Annotated in this window: 18 protein-coding genes; 11 read left to right on the top strand and 7 right to left on the bottom strand. The window is 42.4% G+C overall.

From position 1 onward, the window contains the following. Positions 1–61: 61 nt before the first annotated feature. The 3 genes from PPIS_RS04785 to PPIS_RS04795 form a co-directional block, all read right to left on the bottom strand. A complete protein-coding gene (locus tag PPIS_RS04785; RefSeq protein WP_010376967.1) occupies positions 62–1249 on the bottom strand; it encodes a hypothetical protein in 1188 nt (395 codons plus the stop codon). Between the two features lie 178 nt (positions 1250–1427). Continuing rightward, entirely contained in the window at positions 1428–1874 is a 447-nt protein-coding gene (locus PPIS_RS04790; protein WP_010376968.1) for a DUF3010 family protein, read from the bottom strand. Positions 1875–1908: 34 nt separating this feature from the next. Then, positions 1909–2901, bottom strand: a complete 993-nt coding sequence (locus tag PPIS_RS04795; RefSeq protein ID WP_010376969.1) for an endonuclease/exonuclease/phosphatase family protein — start codon at positions 2899–2901, stop codon at positions 1909–1911. 229 nt (positions 2902–3130) lie between these two features. Here PPIS_RS04795 and thrS point away from each other — a divergent pair, with 229 nt between their 5' ends. The 4 genes from thrS (at position 3131) to rplT (ending at position 6418) form a co-directional block, all read left to right on the top strand. Beyond that, positions 3131–5041 (top strand): threonine--tRNA ligase, encoded by a 1911-nt coding sequence (thrS, locus tag PPIS_RS04800; protein ID WP_010376970.1) that lies wholly within the window; start codon positions 3131–3133, stop codon positions 5039–5041. Positions 5042–5097: 56 nt separating this feature from the next. Further along, positions 5098–5661 (top strand): translation initiation factor IF-3, encoded by a 564-nt coding sequence (infC, locus tag PPIS_RS04805; protein ID WP_017217300.1) that lies wholly within the window; start codon positions 5098–5100, stop codon positions 5659–5661. A gap of 181 nt (positions 5662–5842) precedes the next feature. Beyond that, complete coding sequence (gene rpmI / locus PPIS_RS04810) at positions 5843–6043, top strand: 50S ribosomal protein L35 (protein ID WP_010604868.1); 201 nt, start codon at positions 5843–5845, stop codon at positions 6041–6043. A 15-nt stretch (positions 6044–6058) separates the two neighbouring features. After that, the gene (gene rplT, locus PPIS_RS04815; protein ID WP_010376973.1) at positions 6059–6418 is read left to right on the top strand and encodes a 50S ribosomal protein L20; all 360 of its coding nucleotides are present in this window, start codon (positions 6059–6061) and stop codon (positions 6416–6418) included. A gap of 158 nt (positions 6419–6576) precedes the next feature. Here rplT and PPIS_RS04820 read toward each other — a convergent pair whose 3' ends face one another. Beyond that, entirely contained in the window at positions 6577–7353 is a 777-nt protein-coding gene (locus tag PPIS_RS04820; protein WP_010376974.1) for an SDR family oxidoreductase, read from the bottom strand. Between the two features lie 123 nt (positions 7354–7476). Between PPIS_RS04820 and PPIS_RS04825 the strand changes: the two genes are divergently transcribed. The 6 genes from PPIS_RS04825 to PPIS_RS04850 all read left to right on the top strand — a co-directional run bounded on the left by PPIS_RS04825 (position 7477) and on the right by PPIS_RS04850 (position 14310). Next, positions 7477–9267, top strand: a complete 1791-nt coding sequence (locus PPIS_RS04825; protein WP_010376977.1) for a M14 family metallopeptidase — start codon at positions 7477–7479, stop codon at positions 9265–9267. Between the two features lie 2 nt (positions 9268–9269). Further along, on the top strand, positions 9270–9911 hold the full coding sequence (locus PPIS_RS04830; RefSeq protein WP_010376978.1) for an MBL fold metallo-hydrolase: 642 nt from the start codon (positions 9270–9272) through the stop codon (positions 9909–9911). Positions 9912–10022: 111 nt separating this feature from the next. Beyond that, positions 10023–10481: an Lrp/AsnC family transcriptional regulator gene (locus tag PPIS_RS04835; RefSeq protein WP_010376979.1), complete on the top strand. Its 459-nt coding sequence runs from the start codon at positions 10023–10025 to the stop codon at positions 10479–10481. A gap of 204 nt (positions 10482–10685) precedes the next feature. Beyond that, positions 10686–12242: a SulP family inorganic anion transporter gene (locus tag PPIS_RS04840; protein ID WP_010376980.1), complete on the top strand. Its 1557-nt coding sequence runs from the start codon at positions 10686–10688 to the stop codon at positions 12240–12242. A gap of 173 nt (positions 12243–12415) precedes the next feature. After that, positions 12416–13486 carry a sensor histidine kinase gene (locus tag PPIS_RS04845; RefSeq protein WP_010376981.1) on the top strand — a complete coding sequence of 357 codons (1071 nt, stop codon included), beginning with the start codon at positions 12416–12418 and terminating at the stop codon, positions 13484–13486. After that, positions 13486–14310: a LytR/AlgR family response regulator transcription factor gene (locus PPIS_RS04850; RefSeq protein WP_010376983.1), complete on the top strand. Its 825-nt coding sequence runs from the start codon at positions 13486–13488 to the stop codon at positions 14308–14310. Before PPIS_RS04845 ends, PPIS_RS04850 begins: the two co-directional genes overlap by 1 nt. Before the next feature lie 131 nt (positions 14311–14441). On the opposite strand, the gene pyk is transcribed toward PPIS_RS04850, so the two are convergent. After that, positions 14442–15875 (bottom strand): pyruvate kinase, encoded by a 1434-nt coding sequence (gene pyk / locus PPIS_RS04855; RefSeq protein ID WP_010376985.1) that lies wholly within the window; start codon positions 15873–15875, stop codon positions 14442–14444. Between the two features lie 442 nt (positions 15876–16317). Between pyk and gndA the strand changes: the two genes are divergently transcribed. Beyond that, complete coding sequence (gndA, locus tag PPIS_RS04860; protein WP_010376989.1) at positions 16318–17691, top strand: NADP-dependent phosphogluconate dehydrogenase; 1374 nt, start codon at positions 16318–16320, stop codon at positions 17689–17691. An 89-nt stretch (positions 17692–17780) separates the two neighbouring features. Here the strand turns inward: gndA and ansA are convergent, their stop codons facing one another. Further along, positions 17781–18791 carry an asparaginase gene (gene ansA, locus PPIS_RS04865; RefSeq protein WP_010376991.1) on the bottom strand — a complete coding sequence of 337 codons (1011 nt, stop codon included), beginning with the start codon at positions 18789–18791 and terminating at the stop codon, positions 17781–17783. A 71-nt stretch (positions 18792–18862) separates the two neighbouring features. Beyond that, positions 18863–20743, bottom strand: coding sequence for a signal peptide peptidase SppA (sppA, locus tag PPIS_RS04870; RefSeq protein ID WP_010376992.1), 1881 nt, complete (start codon positions 20741–20743; stop codon positions 18863–18865). Positions 20744–20864: the final 121 nt, after the last annotated feature.

The raw sequence follows: 20864 nt of genomic DNA on the forward strand, positions 1-20864 counted from the left end.
AGTCTACCTTGATAGTATGAAATGCGCGAGTCACAGATTGGTGCCTAATTTGCACGAATAATTATAGCTGTTTTTGGTTGAGTTGTTTTTGTGTAATGAGCTCACCAGTGACAGCATTATAACTACTCAAAGTCAGTGGCGTAGAATAGTGCTTTAAATAGACCTGATCATGTGGCTTTTCTACTGTAATTTTGTCGATTGGGACGAGTTTTTTACCTTCATCGACAAAAAATGACAGTTCTAAATAGCATGGAAAAACCTCTTTACATACACCGAGTGATTGTTGTTGTAGATCAAACGTTGAGGAGAGCCAGCTTGGCCTATTATTGATTATCGTGGTTCTGGGCCAAGTTACAGAAAGATCAAATCGTTGCGGATCTGAAGAGTAGTGCTGAGATTGGCTTGCTACTCGTGCAAGCAGCAAAGGAGTATTGCCACTCACTGATTGAACCTCAGATAAGCGAACCTGATCAACGGTGAGTGGATTAATTTTCAATGTTTGTTTGAGTTCACTCGCCAGTTGGTTTTGCTCATCTAGTTGAGAAAATCCTAGATGAACGAGTAGTTTTGCATCACGATTGTTATCAAATACCTTTTCTTTTAAGTGTTCAGCTGCGGCTTTGGCTCTACCTTGTTGTGAATCGTGATCGTAACTAATAATCTCGTAGCCAAGTGATTTGGCTTCAAATATCAAGCTCGCGTAAGTCGCTTCCATGGTGTAGATCCCATGCTCGTATGTTGTAAAGCCGTGTTTATTGATTTGCTGCTCAACGCTTACCTGTGGAGTGAGGGCTTCTAATGCAAGGTAGCGATAGCCTTGTTCATATAAAGGCTTCAATAGGGCAATCGTTAGCGCTCGGTGTTTAGCATTATGATACGCCTCGTTTACCATAGTGATACGCGTGTCAGCAGCCTTTTGTTCTATGATTTCTAACGCAGGAACTAGCCGATAATCGTTTAGCAACATATCTGGATTGATCACCCCAGAGGTGAGTTTTTCTGCTTCAAAATAATTGCCGACGATAGAATGATAGGTTGCTGCATATTGAATGTTTGCTGAGCTACTATCTAAATGTCCTTTGACTGGAATTTGGCTTTCAAGTGACTGTGTGTTTTCAAACACACGTTTATCTGAGTTAACACCAAAGATTAAAGAAGCAGGGTTAGCGCTTGAATTTGCTAATGCTGGTACAGCTATCAGCGAACATGCGCAAAAAATAACGGCTTTTCCATATTGTTGAGGTAACACCTAAATCCACTCCTTGCGGTTTATTACGGTTATATTAATAGCATAAAAGCGCGGAGGGCTGAATCAAATAAAAGCAAATTTTTTACAAGTATTTTATATTTGAATTATTTACAGGGGAGATAAATGTGGAAGCAAATAAAAAGGCCAGTAGTTAAGTAACAGCTGGCCCTTGATATGATTATTCTTCTTTGCCGTATGTTTTACGAAGAATATAAACATAGGCATTGATGAAAGCTTGCTCTTGAAACTTTTTCAACCCAGTGTCTTCATAGTCAACAGGAATTGGGTTTCTTTTTAATTGCTCTTTAACTTCAGTGCTAGATAGTAACTGCACGTCCACACCTGAAATTAACTGGATTGCAGCTTCCATTTTAAAACCAGCCGCACTACCTGCGAATTTACCTTTGTGTGGGCGCTGACGAATGGCGATAGAATCTACGCCGTAATCTTCTACTAGTTTTGCAAAGTCGAATTGGAACTTGCGCATTTCATCAAGTTCTGTCCCTTGGTTACTTAACGTAAAGCGGCGCTGACGAATGTCTCTGATATCAAAAACATCATCTTCTTTCGTTAGCATACAAAGCAGAGCTTCGCTGCCTGAAATTTCAACCCCAAGTGTTCTCATTTTCGTGTCCAGATTATGCAAAAACTGAATTATCTCACAGTGTTATTTCTATTGCTATCGCTGCATGGTCAGAATAGCAAATATCTTCGTCCATACGCTTCGGATCAAGGTGAGCATCGTAACTGTAGTAATGTAACGACTTCACTCTGGGTGTTTCTCGGTTGGGATTGAATTCTTTTGAACAAAGAATGTAATCAAGTACGTTACCTTCACCTTGATAGTAATGACTGGCTGGCTTTACTTTGTGGTTGTTGTCGGCGTAAAGAAAACTGTCGAACAATCCGACACTGTCAAAGCCATTACTAGCAAGGACGGGTGGAAAGGCTTGCGTCATAAAAGATAATGCTGGGCTGTCTAATGCATCATTAAAGTCGCCCATCACCAACGTTGCAGCCTGTTTCTCTCTTTGTGTTTTTAATGCATCGTAATAAATGATGGAAGCTTCGAGTGAACGTGAGATTTGCGACTGCATCGTACCTACGGTTTCGTGAAGTAATGTAAGTAGCGGGTCGTCTTGATTGGAATCTCCCAGCATGTGGGCCATTGAATGCACGCGTTGAGACTTAAAGTGCACGGCATAACACGCGAGTAACCCGAAGCCTGGAATGTCGAACTTACATTTTATCGGGGTGCGATTGAATTTAAATTGATGTTGATTATTGAGGTATTCAAGTAACTCGGGGCAGGGCTCTAACGGCGCAAAGGATTTAAATGGTAGTTTTGATGCAATAGCGACCACGGGTTTAAACAATACCGATGGGTATACGTGATCAGGACTTGGCGCATCGACTGTGGCAAAGTGAACAAGACCCAAGTCTTCGCACAGCATCTGTAAGCTATCGGGTGAGAAGACTTCTTGAAACACAATGACATCGGGGTTTATATGCTGAATGAGTCCCGTGATAAACTGAGTTTTGGTTTGCCACTGTGTTTCATTATAGTGCTCATGAAGTTGATAAAACGAATAAGGCGGCGCTGCAAAATTTAGTAGATTAAAGGTTGCAAACCGATAACGCTTTTTGGCCACGAATAATCCCAAAATAGTTTTTGTAAATTAATAGATTAATTTTAGCTCTAGGCTTGCACTTAGCCAAGTAACACGCGAGAATAGTGATTCTTATTCGAAAGCCCTCGGATGAGCCGCGATAATTCGCGCAAGACAATGCTTATTCGTAAAAGCGTTGATAGGCACACTTTAAAATTAATTAAATACATGTGATGCATTGTAGGTGTCACCACTGTAAATAGGATTTATCATGCCAGTTATTACTCTCCCTGACGGCAGTCAGCGTATTTTTGAAAACCCTGTCACTACTCTAGAAGTCGCTCAAGACATCGGTCCTGGCCTTGCAAAAGCAACGATTGCTGGCCGTGTAAATGGCGTTCGTGTTGATGCTTGTGACCTCATCGAAAATGACTCAGCGCTTGAAATCATCACCGCAAAAGACGACGACGGTCTTGAGATTATTCGTCACTCGTGTGCGCACTTGATTGGTCACGCTGTAAAACAATTGTTCCCAGAAGCTAAGATGGCGATTGGTCCTACCATCGACAACGGTTTCTATTACGATGTTGACTTAGAGCATTCGCTTACTCAAGAAGACCTTGAAGCGATTGAAAAACGCATGTTGGAGTTGGCAAAAACCGACTACGACGTAGTAAAGAAAAAGGTGAGCTGGCAAGAAGCGCGCGATGCATTTGCAGCACGCGGTGAAATCTATAAGATGGAAATCCTAGACGAGAATATCGCGAAAGATGACCGTCCAGGTTTATATCACCACGAAGAATATGTTGATATGTGTCGTGGTCCGCACGTACCAAATATGAAATTCTGTCACCACTTCAAGATTATGAAAGTGGCGGGCGCGTATTGGCGCGGTAATTCAGAAAACAAGATGTTACAGCGTATTTATGGTACAGCTTGGGCTGACAAGAAGCAGCTAAAGGCGTATCTTAAGCGTTTAGAAGAAGCTGAAAAGCGTGATCACCGTAAAATTGGTAAAGCACTCGACCTGTGGCATTGGCAAGAAGAAGCGCCAGGCATGGTTTTCTGGCATAATGATGGCTGGAGCATTTATCGTGAGCTTGAAGATTTTGTTCGTGAGAAACTACGCGAATATCAGTACGAAGAAGTAAAAGGTCCGTTGATGATGGACCGTGGCTTGTGGGAAAAATCAGGTCACTGGGACAAGTACTCAGATGCTATGTTCACGACTGAGTCAGAGAAACGTGAGTATGCTATTAAGCCGATGAACTGCCCAGGTCACGTGCAGATCTTTAACCAAGGTCTAAAGTCATACCGTGATTTACCATTACGTATGGCTGAGTTTGGCTGTTGTCACCGTAATGAACCATCAGGCGCACTACATGGCTTGATGCGCGTTCGTGGCTTTACTCAAGATGATGCGCATATCTTCTGTACAGAAGAGCAAATCATGGATGAAGTATCTGCCTGTATCAAAATGGTATATGACACTTACTCGACATTTGGCTTTGAAAAGATTGTTGTAAAACTTTCGACTCGTCCAGAAAAGCGCATTGGTGAAGACGAAATATGGGACAAAGCGGAAGCTGCATTGGCTGAAGCGTTAAAAGTTAACAACATCGAGTTTGAATATCTGCCGGGTGAAGGGGCGTTTTATGGTCCTAAGATCGAATTCACGCTGTATGATTGTTTAGAGCGTGCGTGGCAATGTGGTACAGTGCAATTAGACTTCGCACTACCAGGTCGTTTAGGTGCAACTTATGTTGCGGAAAGTAACGAGCGTAAAACACCAGTTATGATCCACCGCGCAATTCTGGGTTCACTAGAGCGCTTTATTGGAATTCTAACGGAAGAATATGCTGGTCAGTTCCCAACTTGGCTTGCGCCGAAACAAGTTGTGATCATGAATATCACGGATAAACAAGCGGATTATGTCCACGAAGTTGTACAAAAGTTGAATAAACTTGGAATAAGAGCTTGTGCCGACTTGAGAAATGAGAAGATTGGTTTTAAAATCCGCGAGCATACTTTAAAACGTATACCTTATTTACTAGTGGTGGGTGACAAAGAAGTCGAGCAACAAGAAGTTGCAGTAAGAACCCGTACTGGTGAAGATTTAGGTAAATTATCGATTGATGATTTCATCGTTAAAGTTAGCGAAGAGATTAAAAATCGACTATAAATATAAACTTGCGTGTACTTTACTTTTTCTGGTGCACGCATTTACTTTTGAATTTTTTGGAGGAACGTACCATTAGAGGCGGCAAAAAAGGGCAAAATAACGCTCAGAAAAATCGTATTAACGAAGAGATTACAGCGAAAGAGGTTCGCTTAATTGACGCTGAAGGCGAGCAAGCTGGCATTGTCTCAACAAGAGACGCACAAAACATGGCGGATGAAGCAGGTCTAGATCTAGTTGAGATCAGTCCAAATGCTGAGCCACCGGTTTGTAAAGTGATGGACTACGGTAAGTTCCTTTTTGAAAAAGCAAAAATCCAAAAAGAACAAAAGAAAAAGCAAAAGCAAATTCAGGTTAAGGAAGTTAAATTCCGTCCTGGTACAGATGTTGGTGATTACCAAGTCAAGCTACGTAGCCTTCGCAAGTTTCTTGAGGGGGGCGATAAAGCTAAAGTCACAATTCGCTTCCGTGGTCGTGAAATGGCGCACCAAGAGATTGGTATTGATCTACTAGAACGTATCAAGACTGAATTGGAAGATATCGCATCAGTTGAGTCTTTCCCGAAAAAAGTAGAAGGTCGTCAGATGATAATGATGATGGCGCCTATTGCTAAAAAGTCTTAATCTCGGCATAATACGCATCGAATTTAACGCAGGTCTCAAGTGCTAACGCCACCTGCGTTATCCGGTTTTAAAGTAAGGTATTGATCCTTCACCGGTTTTAGGTAGTAAGCTAGGCCTACAAGTGAGTTTATCTCCGCCTGCTTACATTGTGTTAAAGCAATATCATTCGGAGTTATTGCAAATGGCTTATAAGCTAAAATCACACAGAGGTGCTGCTAAGCGCTTCAAAAAGACTGCTTCTGGCGGTTACAAGCGTAAACAGTCGCATCTTCGTCACATTCTGACTAAGAAATCTTCAAAGCGTAAATTACACCTTCGTGCTAAGTCTATGGTTCATAAGAATGACCTAGGCCTAATCGATCGTATGTTACCATTCGCTTAATAGAGGATATCAGAAATGGCAAGAGTTAAACGCGGCGTAGTTGCACGTGCACGTCACAAAAAAGTATTAAAGCAAGCTAAAGGTTACTATGGAGCGCGTTCACGCGTTTACCGCGTAGCTTTCCAAGCGGTAACTAAAGCTGGTCAATATGCTTACCGTGACCGTCGTGCTAAGAAACGTACTTTCCGTCAACTATGGATTGCTCGTATCAACGCAGCTGCACGTCAAAATGGTCTTTCTTACAGCCGTTTCATCAATGGCCTTAAAAAGTCATCGATTGAAATCGATCGTAAGATCCTAGCTGATATCGCAGTATACGACCAAGTAGCTTTCGCAGCACTAGTTGCTAAAGCAAAAGATGGTCTAGCTGCTTAATAAGCGGAACTAGAATTAGTCTTAGGACTAAACCTGGTATTGAAAAGGAGCCTTAGGCTCCTTTTTTAGTTTTATACTCGTTATCAACGCTAACATTGGCACTAGCGGTTTTTTATTAAGATTTTATCCAGCATCTTACTGCTCAATATTCGTTTTAACTATCCCATCAAATAGGTCGGAAACGTAACGTAATATCTCGCCTTTGCAGTCTTCGCACTCAGTGCGTGTTGCAGCACTTTATAAACAGCTTCTGGCTCTAAAGTAAATTTTTGCGGTGCTTCTTCTGAACCTAAGCGGTTAAGCTGCGCCTGATATGCTTTGTGATGTACACTATTTTCGTGATCGATATTCGCTAAAAAGGCGTGTTTCGCGTTTTCTCTAAATTTAGACACGATTGGACCTGGCTCTATTAGGCTAACTTGAATATTGCTATCTGAAAGCTCCATGCGTAAGGTGTCGGTAAGTCCTTCAAGTGCAAATTTACTCGCGTTATAGGCGCCGCGATATGGCAGTGCAACTAACCCAAGTACGGATGAGTTATGAATAATGCGGCCTGCGCCTTGCTTACGCATTTGCTCAACTGCGAGACAGGTGAGCGTATGCCAGCCAAAAAAATTAACTTCAAATTGTTGCCGTAACACCTCTGTAGGCAAGTCTTCTACCGCACCAGGTTGGCCGTAGGCACCGTTATTGAACAACGCGTCTAGCTGACCATTTGCGATTGTCAAAGCTTGGTTAAAGCCATCATTTATACTTTGCTCGCACGCTAAGTCGAGCAAAATACATTGAATGTCTGTGCCTTCAAATTTATTCAAGTCTTTTGCATTTCTAACCGAAGCAATAACTTGATATCCTGCTTTTGACAATTGCACAGCGCAGTAATAACCAATCCCGCTAGAACAACCTGTGATTAAAATTGATTTTTGTACGCTCATTTGATCCCTAAAGTTATGGTTATCTGCGATTAACTGCAAATTTTTGTTGAATCACCGCACATTGTAAGCCGATATCTAAAATATTGATATAATTGGCAGATAAAAGCAGAGGAATAGATAAATATGATGAGTTCCAGCATTATTATGCTTACTGCAATGCTAGGTATGAGCGGTCATTTACCACCTTTGATAGAGTGGCAGGGCAAAAGTGAACAACTATTACAACAACAAGGCCCATTAACGACTGATTTTGAACTAAGTGGTGCGATAGATTCTCCTAATTACGCCGATACGATGGCATTTGTTGACCGCCTAGTGGCTGCTAATCCGACCCAATTTAAGCTAGAGACGATCGGATTTAGCAATAGTAATCGCGCGATTAAGATGATTGTTGCAACGGAGCAGGGCGGTGACAAGTCAAATGTTATTAATAATGGTAAGCCAACCATTTTAGTACAAGCTGGTATTCATGCCGGAGAAATTGACGGCAAAGATGCCATGTTTATGTTGCTTCGCGATGTTGCAACCGGTAAGCGCCGTGATATCTTGACGAAAGTGAATTTACTCTTTATCCCTATTCTCAACGTCGATGGGCATGAAAGGCGCAGCGAGTTTAACCGTATAAATCAACGCGGCCCGACTGTTATGGGCTTTAGAACCAATGCCAATAACTTAAATCTGAATCGTGATTACACTAAATTGGATACGCCAGGAGTTAAGGCGGTCATGCAGGTGATTAATGAATATAATCCGGATCTGTACATCGATGTTCATGTAACGGATGGCGCAGACTACCAATACGATGTCACTTATGGTTTTAACCCAACTTTTGCAAGTGAGTCACCGGCAATAGCTGAGGTGTTAGAAAATCAGATTTCGCCACAAATTAATGCAGCGCTTGCCGCTCAAGGGCATATTCCAGGTCCGCTTGTATTTGTGATGGATAAACGAGATTTTAAAAAAGGGCTAGCTGGTTGGGTGGCAACGCCAAGATTTTCAAATGGTTGGGGAGATTTAAAGGGGCTGCCTACCATACTTGTAGAGAATCACTCATTGAAACCCTATAAGCAGCGTGTACTGGGCACCTATGTGTTTATGGATGGCGTTATCAGTGGCCTTTCAAGCAATATTCAGGTATTACGAGAAGCGGTTCAAAAAGAGGCTGAATTCACACCTAAACAATTGGTTGTTGAACGCAGCTATGCAAAAGAGCCTGACTTTATTCAATTTAAAGGCATCCAATACAAGCAGTTTGAAAGTGCATTGTCTGGTCATTTGGAAGCTAAGTACTTAGGCGAGCCACAAAACTATGAGAAGCTGCCAATTTATTGGCAGAAGGAAGTAAAAACAACGGTGAATGTACCTGAGCAGTTTTACATTCCCCCGGCATATCCGGAAGTGGTCGAAAAATTAAAACTGCATGGAATTACCGTTTCTACACTGCCGGATGGAACGGTAGTGGAAAAAGTAAGCCAAGCTACAGTAAAAGACTACAAGTTCGATACGGCTCCTTTTGAAGGGCGCTTTAGAGTAAATGCGACTTTTGACATTAAGGAGCTCTCAGACAAGGTCGATCTCAGTGGGTGGTATAAAGTAGCAACGGCACAAAAATCTGGAGAGCTGGTGACTCACTTGCTACATCCAGAGGCGCCAGACTCTTTTTTTGCTTGGGGGGAGTTCAATACTATTTTCCAACGTACAGAATATGTTGAAAATTATGCACTTGAACCTTTTGCGCGAAAAATGCTAAAACAAAATCCAGCAATGGCGCTAGCCTTCGATAAAAAAATACGTGAAGACAAGCAATTTGCAAACGATCCAAAAGCGAGGATGGAGTGGCTTTATGCAAGAACTCCGTTTTATGATAATGCGTATCTTAAATATCCTGTTTTGATGTCGTTTGGAGCGAACTAACCATGCAAGTGTTCACAATTCCAGTTACCCCGTTTATGCAAAATTGTCGTGTTATCGTGTGTCCAGAAACACAAGCCACTGCAATTGTAGATCCAGGTGGTGAAGCGGAAAAAATTATCGCGCAGTTGGACACTCAGGGGTTAGTGCCAAGCATGATCTTGCTTACCCATGCGCACCTTGATCATGTGGGGGCAAGTACAGAATTAAGTGAACATTTTAATATCGAGATTATTGGGCCTCATCAGGGCGACCAATTTTGGTTGGAAGCCTTGCCAATGCAATCACAAATGTTTGGTTTTCCTAATCATGCTGCTTTTTTACCATCAAAGTGGTTAAATGATGGTGATAAGGTTAAGGTGGGAAACTTAGCTCTCGAAGTCAGACATTGTCCAGGGCATACTCCAGGGCACGTGGTATTTTATGAACCAAGCTCAAAACAGGTTTTAGTAGGAGATGTGTTGTTTAAAGGGTCTGTTGGTCGTACTGACTTTCCAAAAGGCGATGCAGCCCAGCTAAAACAGTCTATACAAGATAAGCTGTTTACTTTGCCTGATGAGGTTGTGGTGCATTCGGGTCATGGTGAAAATACCTCAATTGGCTTCGAAAAGGCGACAAATCCTTTTATGAGTGGCCGATTTGGTTAAATATAGTGGAAGTGGCATAGTAGTGGTATGCATTTTTTAATTTGCTATGCTTCAGGGAATAACAATCAGCATCGGTTAATAGACTGATGTGCTAATTAAACTAGAATAGATATGTCATTGAACCAAGTAGATCGCCAGATACTGGCATTGTTACAGCAAGACGCAAGTCTTTCTACCGCTGAAATCGCTGATAAAGTGGGACTATCTCAGTCACCTTGTTGGCGTCGCATCGCTAAATTAGAGCAAGACGGTTATATCAAAGGCAAAGTTGCATTGCTGGATGAGAAAAAACTCGGATTTGATATGTTGGTTTATGCGCATGTTAGGCTTTCAAACCATGGCCGCAACAACCTTGCCGAGTTTGAAAAATTGATCTTAAGTTATGACGAAGTGACAGAGTGCTACTCTATGGCAGGTACCATGGACTTTATGCTGCGTATCATTTCGAAAGGCATTGAAGGCTATGAGCAATTTGTTCGTGATAACTTACTTAATTTAGAATTCGTCCAAGAAGTACACTCAAACGTTACAATGACTTGCGTTAAGCGCAGCACTTCCTTACCACTTTAATACAATTTGTTGCCCTGCTTCGTTGGGTAGGGCTTCCCGTCATCTTTTCACCATTGTTCTATACTACAATATAAACTGCTTTATTGAGCTATGTATTGCAAACGAGTTTGCGATACACGCTTGTATCTTATTTGTTAAAGGCGCTGCTTTTTGCTAAAATCCGCCGCCTTTGTGTTCATAGTCAATTCACACCAGAGGATATTGATGTTTAATCTTATCAGCAAAGCGCCTAGCTCTGCTAAAAACGATGTACTGTCTGGGCTTACGGTCGCTTTGGCACTTGTGCCTGAGGCTGTGGCTTTCGCTTTTGTTGCACAAGTGGACCCATTAGTCGGTTTATACGCAGCATTTATTGTCGGTCTTGTGACTTCAATCTTTGGTGGTAGGCCGGGTATGATCTCGGGTGCAACAGGGGCTCTTGCCGTAGTAATGGTGAGCCTCGTTGTTGAGCATGGTGTAGAGTATCTCTTTGCAACCGTATTACTCATGGGCCTTTTACAAATACTCGCGGGTATATTTAAGCTCGGCAAGTTTATACGTATGGTACCGCATCCTGTAATGCTAGGCTTTGTAAATGGCTTAGCTATCGTTATCTTCCTCGCCCAGCTTGGACAATTCAAAGTACTTGACGAACAGGGTAATCTTACGTGGATGCAAGGTGAGGCGCTATATATTATGGCTGGCTTGGTAGCATTGACTATGGCCATTATTCACTTTTTACCAAAGCTAACAACCGCTGTGCCTTCGAGTCTAGCGGCGATTTTAGTGGTAACCGGTATTGTTATTGGTTTAGATTTAGATGCTCGTAATGTGCTTGATTATCTGAAAGATATGTCAGGTAACGTAGATGCAACGATAGCCGGTGGTTTTCCTGCTTTCCATATCCCCGAAGTACCATGGACATTTGAAACATTTAAAATCATCTTCCCATACGCACTTATCCTAGCAGCGATTGGTTTGATTGAATCTCTACTAACGCTCACGTTAATCGACGAAATCACCGAAACACGTGGTCACAGTAACCGCGAATGTATCGGTCAAGGTGCGGCTAACGTTACTTGTGGTGTGTTTGGTGCGATGGGGGGCTGTGCGATGATTGGGCAATCAATGATCAATATTAATTCTGGTGGACGTAGTCGTTTGTCAGGTATCACAGCGGCATTATTACTACTTGTATTTATTCTGTTTGCGGCAAGCCTTATCGAGATGATCCCGCTTGCGGCGTTAGTTGGTGTAATGTTTATGGTGGTATTAGGGACTTTTGAATGGTCAAGTTTTAGATTAATAAGAAAGATCCCTAAATCAGATGCATTTGTAATCGTCTTGGTGTCGGGGGTTACAGTGATTACGGATTTGGCCATCGCAGTTTGCGTTGGTGTCATTGTTTCGGCACTCGTGTTCGCGTGGGAGCATGCGAAACATATTTACACCAATAATTATATTGATGAGCAAGGCTCCAAGGTATATGAATTACACGGACCTCTGTTTTTTGGGTCGGTGAAAAACTTTGCTGAGCTGTTTGATGTTAACAATGACCCTGATGATATCATTGTTGAATTTAAACATAGCCGTGTTGCTGACCACAGTGCAATTGAAGCGATAGATGCGTTAGCTGAACGTTATAAAAAGGCTGGTAAAACGCTGCATCTTCGCCACTTAAGCCAAGACTGTAAAGTATTGCTAAGTAAAGCTAAAGATCTCGTTGAGCTAGACGGCCAAGCAGATCCTACTTATAAAGTGGCATCTGACAAGCTTGCTTAAGAGCGACAGTTTGAATAGATGAATATAAATTAACTGGTTAATTTATTTCAAAAAAAGGCACTAAGGTGCCTTTTTTATTTGCGGCAAGGTGTGTAAAAACTGAGACCACCAGCAGTGAATAGAGACGACATGCTGAGATATAATCCAGTTAAGATAGAAGAGGTATAATCATTTTGAAGTGGCAATCACTGGTTGATAACAGGCAGAGATTTTTCTGGGTATTACAAATAGCCGGTTGGCTGGGCTACGCGCTAGTTAACTATATTGGCTCAAAAGTCTTTGAAATGCGTGATATTTATGTGTTTGTCATCGCATTAAATGCCTATGCTGGTTGCTTGATGACCGTACCGCTACGATACCTCTATCGTAAAATTTGGAATGCAACACCGTTGGTGCTGATATTCGTTGTGTTTACGGCGTCATATGTAACTGGAACACTATGGGCGGTCGTTCAGAAGTTTAATCATTGGGAAATATATCGCCACGGATATCGACCGGATGAGTGGTTTTATTACTTACAGCAGGGACTAGACTCTGTCTATATCATACTCTGTTGGAGTGGACTGTACTTTGGTATTAAGTATTACCAGTTGCTACAGAGTGAGCGTCAAAAAGCTTTGAAAGCCAATACTATGGCCCATGAAGCGCAATTGAAAATGCTGAGATATCAATTGAATCCGCATTTTCTATTCAATACGCTTAATGCAATTTCAACGCTTATATTGGTTGAAGAAAACAAAGATGCGAATCAAATGGTCTCAAGGCTCAGTGATTTCTTGCGGCATACATTGAACACAGATCCAATAAAAAAGGTACCGCTTGAGCAAGAACTACATGCATTAAAGCTGTACTTAGAAATTGAGAAGGTGCGATTTGATGAGCGCTTATCTATTGAGCTTGATGTGACAGAAGAAGCTGAACAGGCACTAGTACCAAGCTTGATCCTACAACCACTCATTGAAAATAGCATTAAATACGCAATTGCCCATATGGAGCATGGCGGCAAAATTGAAATAAAAGCGCAGGTGTTTGCCAATGAACTACTCTTGGAAGTAGGAGACAATGGTCCTGGCGCAGAATTGGAAGGTGGGCAACTGAAAAGTGCACAGGGAGTGGGTTTAGCGAATACCAAAGACCGTTTAAAAACCTTGTACGAAAATAATTATTCATTTGTGCTCTCGGATAATGAGCCAACTGGTTTGAAGGTAAACATTCGCGTTCCATATGAAAGGGCGAAGAAGTAATGAGCAAAATTAGAACACTAATCGTAGATGACGAGCCGCTAGCGAGAAAAGGGTTAGCGGTAAGGTTAAGAGATTTTTCTGAAATCGAAGTTGTAGAATTGTGTGGCAGTGGTCAACAAGCAATCGATCTATGCAAATCTGAGGACATAGATCTGGTCTTTCTCGATATTCAAATGCCGAACATGAACGGTTTTGAAGTGGCGAGAGCGTTGAGTGAAAGTGTTAAACCATTGCCTGCTATCGTATTTGTAACTGCGTTTGATCAATATGCTGTAAAGGCATTTGAGATCCATGCGCTGGATTACATCTTAAAACCCGTTGATGACAACAGATTAAAACAGGCGGTGGAGAAAGTGCAAAGCTATTTAAAAACACAACAAGACAATGCGCATAAGAAAAAGCTAGCCAGCTTTGTTGCAGGGATCACTGGTAATAACTGTGAAGAAATCCTTAAAAAACTTGCAACAGGAGATACAATTGAAGATAAAAAATTCCCGGAGTCGCTCGCGGTAAAAGAGCAGGGTGAAATCATTCGAGTATCTACATCGTCAATTCAGTGGATTGATGCAGCCGGTGACTACATGTGCTTACACTGTAGCGATGGTCAGACTCATATTTTACGTAAAACAATGAAAGATCTAGAACAAGAGTTAGATCCAACGTTATTTGTGCGCGTACATCGCTCTGCAATTGTTAACACTAAGCAGATCAGTAAACTGGTCACGCAAAGCAGTGGCGAATATTTATTGGTACTTGAGAATGGTCAAGAGCTTAAAGTCAGCCGTAGTTACCGTGATAAAGTAAAGGCCGCACTCGCAAGCTGATACGATAGCGAGCTAAAGTGATTTGCACCGTGTTTAGCCTACGGTGACGTAGTGTATTTTATGTGCTTGTACACTTTAGAGTATTCTAAGGAAAGATGAACTAGGCAGCAAGGCTACCTAGTTCAACGCTTTTACACTGTGACGATTTTCAGCGTGTTACTGGCGCCGATAGTTTCCATCTTATCACCGTGTGTGATGATCACTGTGTCGCCTTTTTCCAATGAGCCTGCAGCTACTAGCGTATCAAGCGCTTCACGAACAGTTGAATCATCTGAGCATTGCGTCGAGTCAAATCTTACCGGATATACACCACGATAGAGTGATGCCTGCCCAAGTGTTGATTGATGGCGAGACAGTGCGTAAATAGGCAATCCAGAACTGATACGAGACATCAATTTTGCGGTATTACCCGATTCAGTTAGTGCAACAATTGCCTTTACTGAGTCTAAATGGTTTGCAGCGTACATTGCCGACAGAGCGATAGTTTCACAGGTATCAGCAAAACGGCTGTCTAAACGATGTTTAGAGATATGGATCTGCGGTTGGGATTCTGCACCTAAACACACACGTGCCATTGCCGCGACCGTTTGTTCTGGGTAATCACCAGCAGCGGTTTCCGCTGAAAGCATTACCGCATCAGTGCCATCAAGCACTGCGTTTGCGACATCCATAACTTCAGCACGAGTTGGCATTGGGTTGTCAATCATTGACTCCATCATTTGTGTGGCAGTGATCACCGTACGGTTTAGTGAGCGAGCACGGCTGATAATTTGCTTCTGTTTACCAACAAGAGCTGCATCGCCAATTTCTACACCTAGATCACCACGGGCAACCATCACCGCATCAGAAGCCAGTACGATGTCGTCAATCGCTTCTACGGTTTCAACCGCTTCTGCACGTTCAATTTTTGCAAGTAATTGTGCATTAGAACCTGCTTTCTCCGCCAGTCCTCTAACGTAACGCATGTCGTCACCACTGCGAGGGAACGAAACCGCGATATAGTCCACACCAATTTCTGTTGCTGTGAGCAAGTCTTCTTTGTCTTTGTCAGTAAATGCAGGTGCTGTTAAGCCGCCACCTAAACGGTTGATCCCTTTATTATTCGACAATACGCCGCCAACTTTAACATTGGTATGAACCAAGTGACCTTGTACTTCTTCAACAACAAGCTGAATAAGTCCATCGTTCAATAACAGTAAATCACCTTGTTTTACGTCATTCGGTAATTCTTTATAGTCGATACCCACAGCTTCAACGTGACCTTGGCCAGGTTCCATTTTTGCGTCGAGAGTGAATTTTGCACCCACTTCTAGGAACACTTTGCCTTCTTTAAATGTTGAAACGCGGATTTTAGGACCTTGTAAATCTGCAAGGATCGCTACATTTACACCCAAGCGTTTAGCAATTTCGCGAACGGCTTCGGCTCTATTTTTGTGATCTTGAGCGACACCGTGTGAAAAGTTTAGTCTGACTACGTTGGTACCGGCACGAATGATTTTTTCTAAGTTGTTATCTCTATCCGTCGCTGGCCCCAGTGTTGCGACGATTTTTGTGCGTCTAAGCATCAGATTCTCCTGTTAGCTTATCAAGGTAAGCAAAAACTTATGAATGTGTTAAAAGTAAATCAAAATTGCTGTTTTTTTACACATGTCACATTGTAAAATCACGATTTAACTAATTAGAGCATAAAGAATTATGCAAAACCCTTTTTAACACTCGAATTAAGTTATATGATCTATATGTCATCATTATGACATCGGTGTCAGTGGCCGTCAATCTCGAATATTTTACCTTACAGCTTAGAGGACTATTTGAGATTTATCACAAAATTGGTGAATTCGTGCTGCTGTCACTATATTGCTATACAGTGAATTGTGTTAGCTGTCATATTTTGGGGACCGATATGATATCAGTGAATTGTGTGTCTCGCTGGTCAATCATGGTCGCTCAGGTATAATGCACATACACGAACGCATAAAGTTTTGATGTTACCGAGGAGGAAACTAAATGCAGGTTGCATTAGTTGGTTTGGGTGTGATGGGTAAAAACCTCGCGCTAAATCTAATTGAGAAGGGGATGACCTTAGTCGCTTACGACAAGAACCCCGAAGTAGGTGCGGAATTATTGAGTTGCGCACAGTCGTTAGGTATGGCGGAGCGCTTACACATAGTGTCTGATCTCGGTGATATGATCAGAAGATTAGAGACTCCTCGCTCGATTTTATTACTCGTTCCAGCGGGTGAACTAGTAGATAAAGTTTGTAGCGATTTGGTTGAAGCTGGAGTTGAAAAAGACGATATCATCGTTGACTGTGGTAACAGTAATTACAAAGATGGTATCGCACGTAAATTGAAATATCAGAATAAATTTGAGTTTGCCACTATGGGAATTTCAGGCGGTGCCGAAGGTGCACGTCATGGTCCTGCAATGATGGCAAGTGGGTCAGAAGGTGGTTGGGAGCGTATCGAGCCTTGGTTCGAAAAGGTTGCTGCGAGCTACAACAACGAGTCATGTTTCGCGCGTGTGGGGCAATCGGCCAGTGGTCACTTTGTTAAAATGGTGCACAACGGTATTGAGTATGCGTTGATGCAGCTCATTGCGGAGCTTTATCAATTGCTTCGTCTGGGTACCGGTCGCTCTCCTAAAGAAGTTGCTGAGATTTTTGAATCTTGGTCTGAAGGTAAATTAAATAGTTATCTACTTGCAATTTCTAGCCACATTTTAAGTCTAGAAACAGAGCAGAGCGAGTCTTTAGTCGACCTCATCGACAATAAGGTAGGAGCTAAGGGCACTGGCCTTTGGACGGCGCAAAACGCACTGGAGCTTGGTATTGCCGTACCTTCGCTTGTGGCTGCGGTACAAGCTCGCCATCTCACCAACACTATTGATACTCCAGCTGCGAAAGAAATGACGTATGCGAATAAATCAACGCAAACAATTGAGGTTGATTTAGACGAGTTAAAAGACGCATTCTATTTTGCCAGTTTACTATGTTACCGCCAAGGTCTTGCACTGATTAAGGGGGCGTCTCGTGCACACCAATGGAAAGTGGATCTCAATAAAACGCTACAAACCTGGCGTGCGGGCTGTATTATCCGAGCTGATTACTTAGACGATATCGCTGAAGGTGTTGAATTTATCGATTCACTTGAGAAGCCTGCACTTGCACTACGTAGTATTACAGGTAAAGCGGTGGCGACTGGTTTGTCTTTCCCAGTGCTTGCTGCGACGCAAACTTATATTGCAACACTGAGCACGCCAAGCAACGGACACTTGGTGCAAGCACAGCGTGATTACTTTGGTGAGCACGGCATAAAGACACACAGTGGTGAAACTTGTCACCTTACTGATCTTGTCGATATCGAAGCAAAAGTTAGATAATAATCGACGTTCGGAGCATTTCGAGCTGATTTAAAAGCCGTGGTAACGATACCACGGCTTTTTTGTTGTGTTACTTTTTCGCTTTACTGCTATCGAGTTAGCTCACCGCGCAGATTGTCTTGCATCAAATGGCGGATCGTTTCAAGCTCTAGCTGCTGGCTAAATAAATAGTGTAGCTTTGTTAAGCACGCTTCCAGTGTCATATCGTAGCCACTGATCACACCACAGTTTAATAACGCATTTCCTGTCGCGTAGCCGCCCATATTCACTTTTCCTTGAATACATTGGGTGAGGTTGATAATCACCACTCCGCGGTCGCTGATTGCTTTAAGCTCAGTTAAAAAATGCTCGTCTTGTGGCGCGTTACCAACACCGAAGCTCAATAAGATTAACGCTTTCATCTCGCCACGCATTAGGTTCTTAAGGATTTCAGTTGAAATCCCTGGATACAAATGCATTACCGCGATAGGTTGAGGTGAAATCTTGGTGACTTGCAAGCTTTGCTCAACGTAAGGGCTTAGCTTCCCTTCAATCAGCTGAATATTGATCCCAGCTTGTGCCAGCGGCGAAAGGTTTGGAGAAGCGAATGCATCGAAGCCATCAGCATGAGCTTTGATTGCTCTATTACCGCGGTAAAGTTTATTGTTGAAAAACAAACTTACTTCGGCGATAGGGTAGTTGGCAGCCAAATACATCGCGTTTAATAGATTTACTTGACCATCAGAGCGCAGTTGTGACAACGGAATTTGAGAGCCGGTCACTATCACAGGTTTTGTTAAGTTCTCAAACATGAAGGATAGTGCAGAGGCAGTGTAGGCCATTGTATCTGTGCCATGTAGCACCACAAAGCCGTCGTAGTCGTGATATTTTGATTGAATGTCATCCGCGATAAGTTGCCAGTGATGCGGTGACATATCTGACGAATCAATTAACGGGCAATATTCATGAATATCAAAAAGCGGCATTTCATCGCGAGTAAACTCAGCGTTATTTTTTACCGTATCTGTTAGATATCCTGCAACCGGAACGTAACCGCGACTGGATTGCTTCATACCAATGGTACCACCGGTATAGGCGATATATATTTTTTTTCTTTTCATAAAAAAGCCCAGAATAAAATCTGGGCTCAGTATAACAATTACAGCACCACAATTGCAGTGCTTAATCGATTTTACTCAGGTGAAACGTTACACACTAAGCAAAGCGTATAGACATGGTTAGGATCGTTAAGCTGGCCTAACATCTGAGTTTGTAGTGCTATTGTATTGCTAACACTGTCTAGGGTATTTAATGCAGTTTTTGCGAATATCGATTGCTCAGGTACAAGGGCACTAATGGCGCTTTGCACCATAGATGCACCGAATAATTGCTGCATCAGCTTTTCTTGCTCGGTGAGTGTTTGTTCAATAGTGATAACATCATACATCTCTAAATTGGCAAGACTTGCTGCCGCTTCAATGGCATCGTTCTTGTTACCTAACTTATCAACTAGGCCAAAATCAAGCGCCTGAGTTGCTAGCCAGACACGTCCTTGCGCAACATCGTTAACCGCTGACTTATCAAGGTTTCGCTCGGTTGCAACCATAGTGATAAACTTATCATAGGCATCTTCAACCCCCATCTGGATAAGGTTTTTATAGCCACCATCTATCCCTCTGAATGGAGATTGGCCTTTTAATTCGGTTGTTGCAACACCATCAGAGTATATGCCTAATGAGTTTGCTGCATTTTCAAAGGTCATGATCATGCCAAATACACCAATAGAACCCGTGATCGTGCTTGGTGATGCCCAAATTTCATTAGCTGACGCTGCAATCCAATAACCACCAGAAGCTGCAACTGAACCCATTGATGCTATCACGGGTTTTCCAGCGGCTTTTAGTGCAATAACTTCATTACGAATGGTTTCAGAAGCAAACATGCTACCACCGCCAGAGTCAATTCTTAGTACAACGGCTTTCACTTTGTCGTTAAGGCGGGCCTTTTTAAGTAGTGCAGCTGTTGAATCGCCACCAATAGCACCAGCTTTACGCTTGCCATCAGAGATTTGACCTTTAGCAACAACCACTGCGACTTTTTCGGTAAATGGATTTTCTGCAAACTCTTTAGGCGGCAACGTCGATAGATATTGATTGAACGAGACCTGTTTAAAAGATTTTCCTTTTGCATCGAGACCAACTTCATCGATCAGTTTCTGTGCAAAAGCTTGATTGGTCGTTAACGCATCGACCCATTGGTTGTCGATAGCGTATTTGGCGGAATCGCCTTGTGCCGCTTCCATTTTGTCTGTTAATGCAGCGAAGGTTTCATCAAAATTAGCCACATCGAAACCGCGGTTCTCGGCTACTTCTGTTTTATATTGTGTCCAAAGCGGGGTGATCCATCCAAGATTCGACTCTTTTGCTTCAGGTGACATATCGCTGCGAATATAAGGCTCAACGGCCGACTTATATGTACCAACGCGGAAAATATGCTGCGTAACTTTTAGCTTATCAAGGGCTTCTTTAAAATACAGCGGATACATGCCAAATCCGGTGATATTAACTCCACCGTATGGGTGTAGAGAAATTTCATCGGCTACCGAGGCGAGATAATATTGAGCTTGAGTGTAATAGGCGCCGTGCGCATAGATTTTTTTGCCTGCTGCTTTGAATTGCGCGAGCGCATCTTTGATATCTCGTAATTTATCGAGATGGGCGCTATGAAGACGTTGTAAATCAAGATACATCACTGTAATGCGGTCATCTTGAGCTGCTTTATTGATAACATCGATGACATCATCTAATAAAATTTCGCTTGGCTCTTCTGAGTCACCAAAAGCATCACTCATTGCGGCATCAATAGGGTCAACATAGGTTAATTGCTCAACTATGATACCGTTCAGGTTTAAACGTAGTACGCTTTTATTTTCGACCTTAACCTGATCCTCACCCGATACAATACTTATCACGATGGCGATAAGAATGAATAAAAACAGCAGATTTAAAATTAATCGCCTGGAAAAGTTCAGTGTGGCCCAAATGCCTTTAAAAATATTCGCTATCAGTTTCAAAATGATCCCTTATGCTTAACTTCAATACAACTCTATACATTTATCATATATCAGAGCGAGTTTCATGAATAATAGAAAAACGTAACGAAGTATTTTCATGATTGAAATATCGCCAATGCTG

It is taken from the genome of Pseudoalteromonas piscicida, assembly GCF_000238315.3.
Classification (GTDB): domain Bacteria; phylum Pseudomonadota; class Gammaproteobacteria; order Enterobacterales; family Alteromonadaceae; genus Pseudoalteromonas; species Pseudoalteromonas piscicida.

Bases quoted from the DNA above. Each gene is read 5' to 3' on its own strand.
- PPIS_RS04850 (WP_010376983.1), top strand. From the start codon at position 13,486: ATGAGCAAAATTAGAACACTAATCGTAGATGACGAGCCGCTAGCGAGA.
- thrS (WP_010376970.1), top strand. From the start codon at position 3,131: ATGCCAGTTATTACTCTCCCTGACGGCAGTCAGCGTATTTTTGAAAAC.
- gndA (WP_010376989.1), top strand. From the start codon at position 16,318: ATGCAGGTTGCATTAGTTGGTTTGGGTGTGATGGGTAAAAACCTCGCG.
- rplT (WP_010376973.1), top strand. From the start codon at position 6,059: ATGGCAAGAGTTAAACGCGGCGTAGTTGCACGTGCACGTCACAAAAAA.
- ansA (WP_010376991.1), bottom strand. From the start codon at position 18,791: ATGAAAAGAAAAAAAATATATATCGCCTATACCGGTGGTACCATTGGT.
- PPIS_RS04825 (WP_010376977.1), top strand. From the start codon at position 7,477: ATGATGAGTTCCAGCATTATTATGCTTACTGCAATGCTAGGTATGAGC.
- rpmI (WP_010604868.1), top strand. From the start codon at position 5,843: ATGGCTTATAAGCTAAAATCACACAGAGGTGCTGCTAAGCGCTTCAAA.
- PPIS_RS04830 (WP_010376978.1), top strand. From the start codon at position 9,270: ATGCAAGTGTTCACAATTCCAGTTACCCCGTTTATGCAAAATTGTCGT.
- PPIS_RS04840 (WP_010376980.1), top strand. From the start codon at position 10,686: ATGTTTAATCTTATCAGCAAAGCGCCTAGCTCTGCTAAAAACGATGTA.
- PPIS_RS04790 (WP_010376968.1), bottom strand. From the start codon at position 1,874: ATGAGAACACTTGGGGTTGAAATTTCAGGCAGCGAAGCTCTGCTTTGT.
- PPIS_RS04835 (WP_010376979.1), top strand. From the start codon at position 10,023: ATGTCATTGAACCAAGTAGATCGCCAGATACTGGCATTGTTACAGCAA.
- pyk (WP_010376985.1), bottom strand. From the start codon at position 15,875: ATGCTTAGACGCACAAAAATCGTCGCAACACTGGGGCCAGCGACGGAT.
- PPIS_RS04820 (WP_010376974.1), bottom strand. From the start codon at position 7,353: ATGAGCGTACAAAAATCAATTTTAATCACAGGTTGTTCTAGCGGGATT.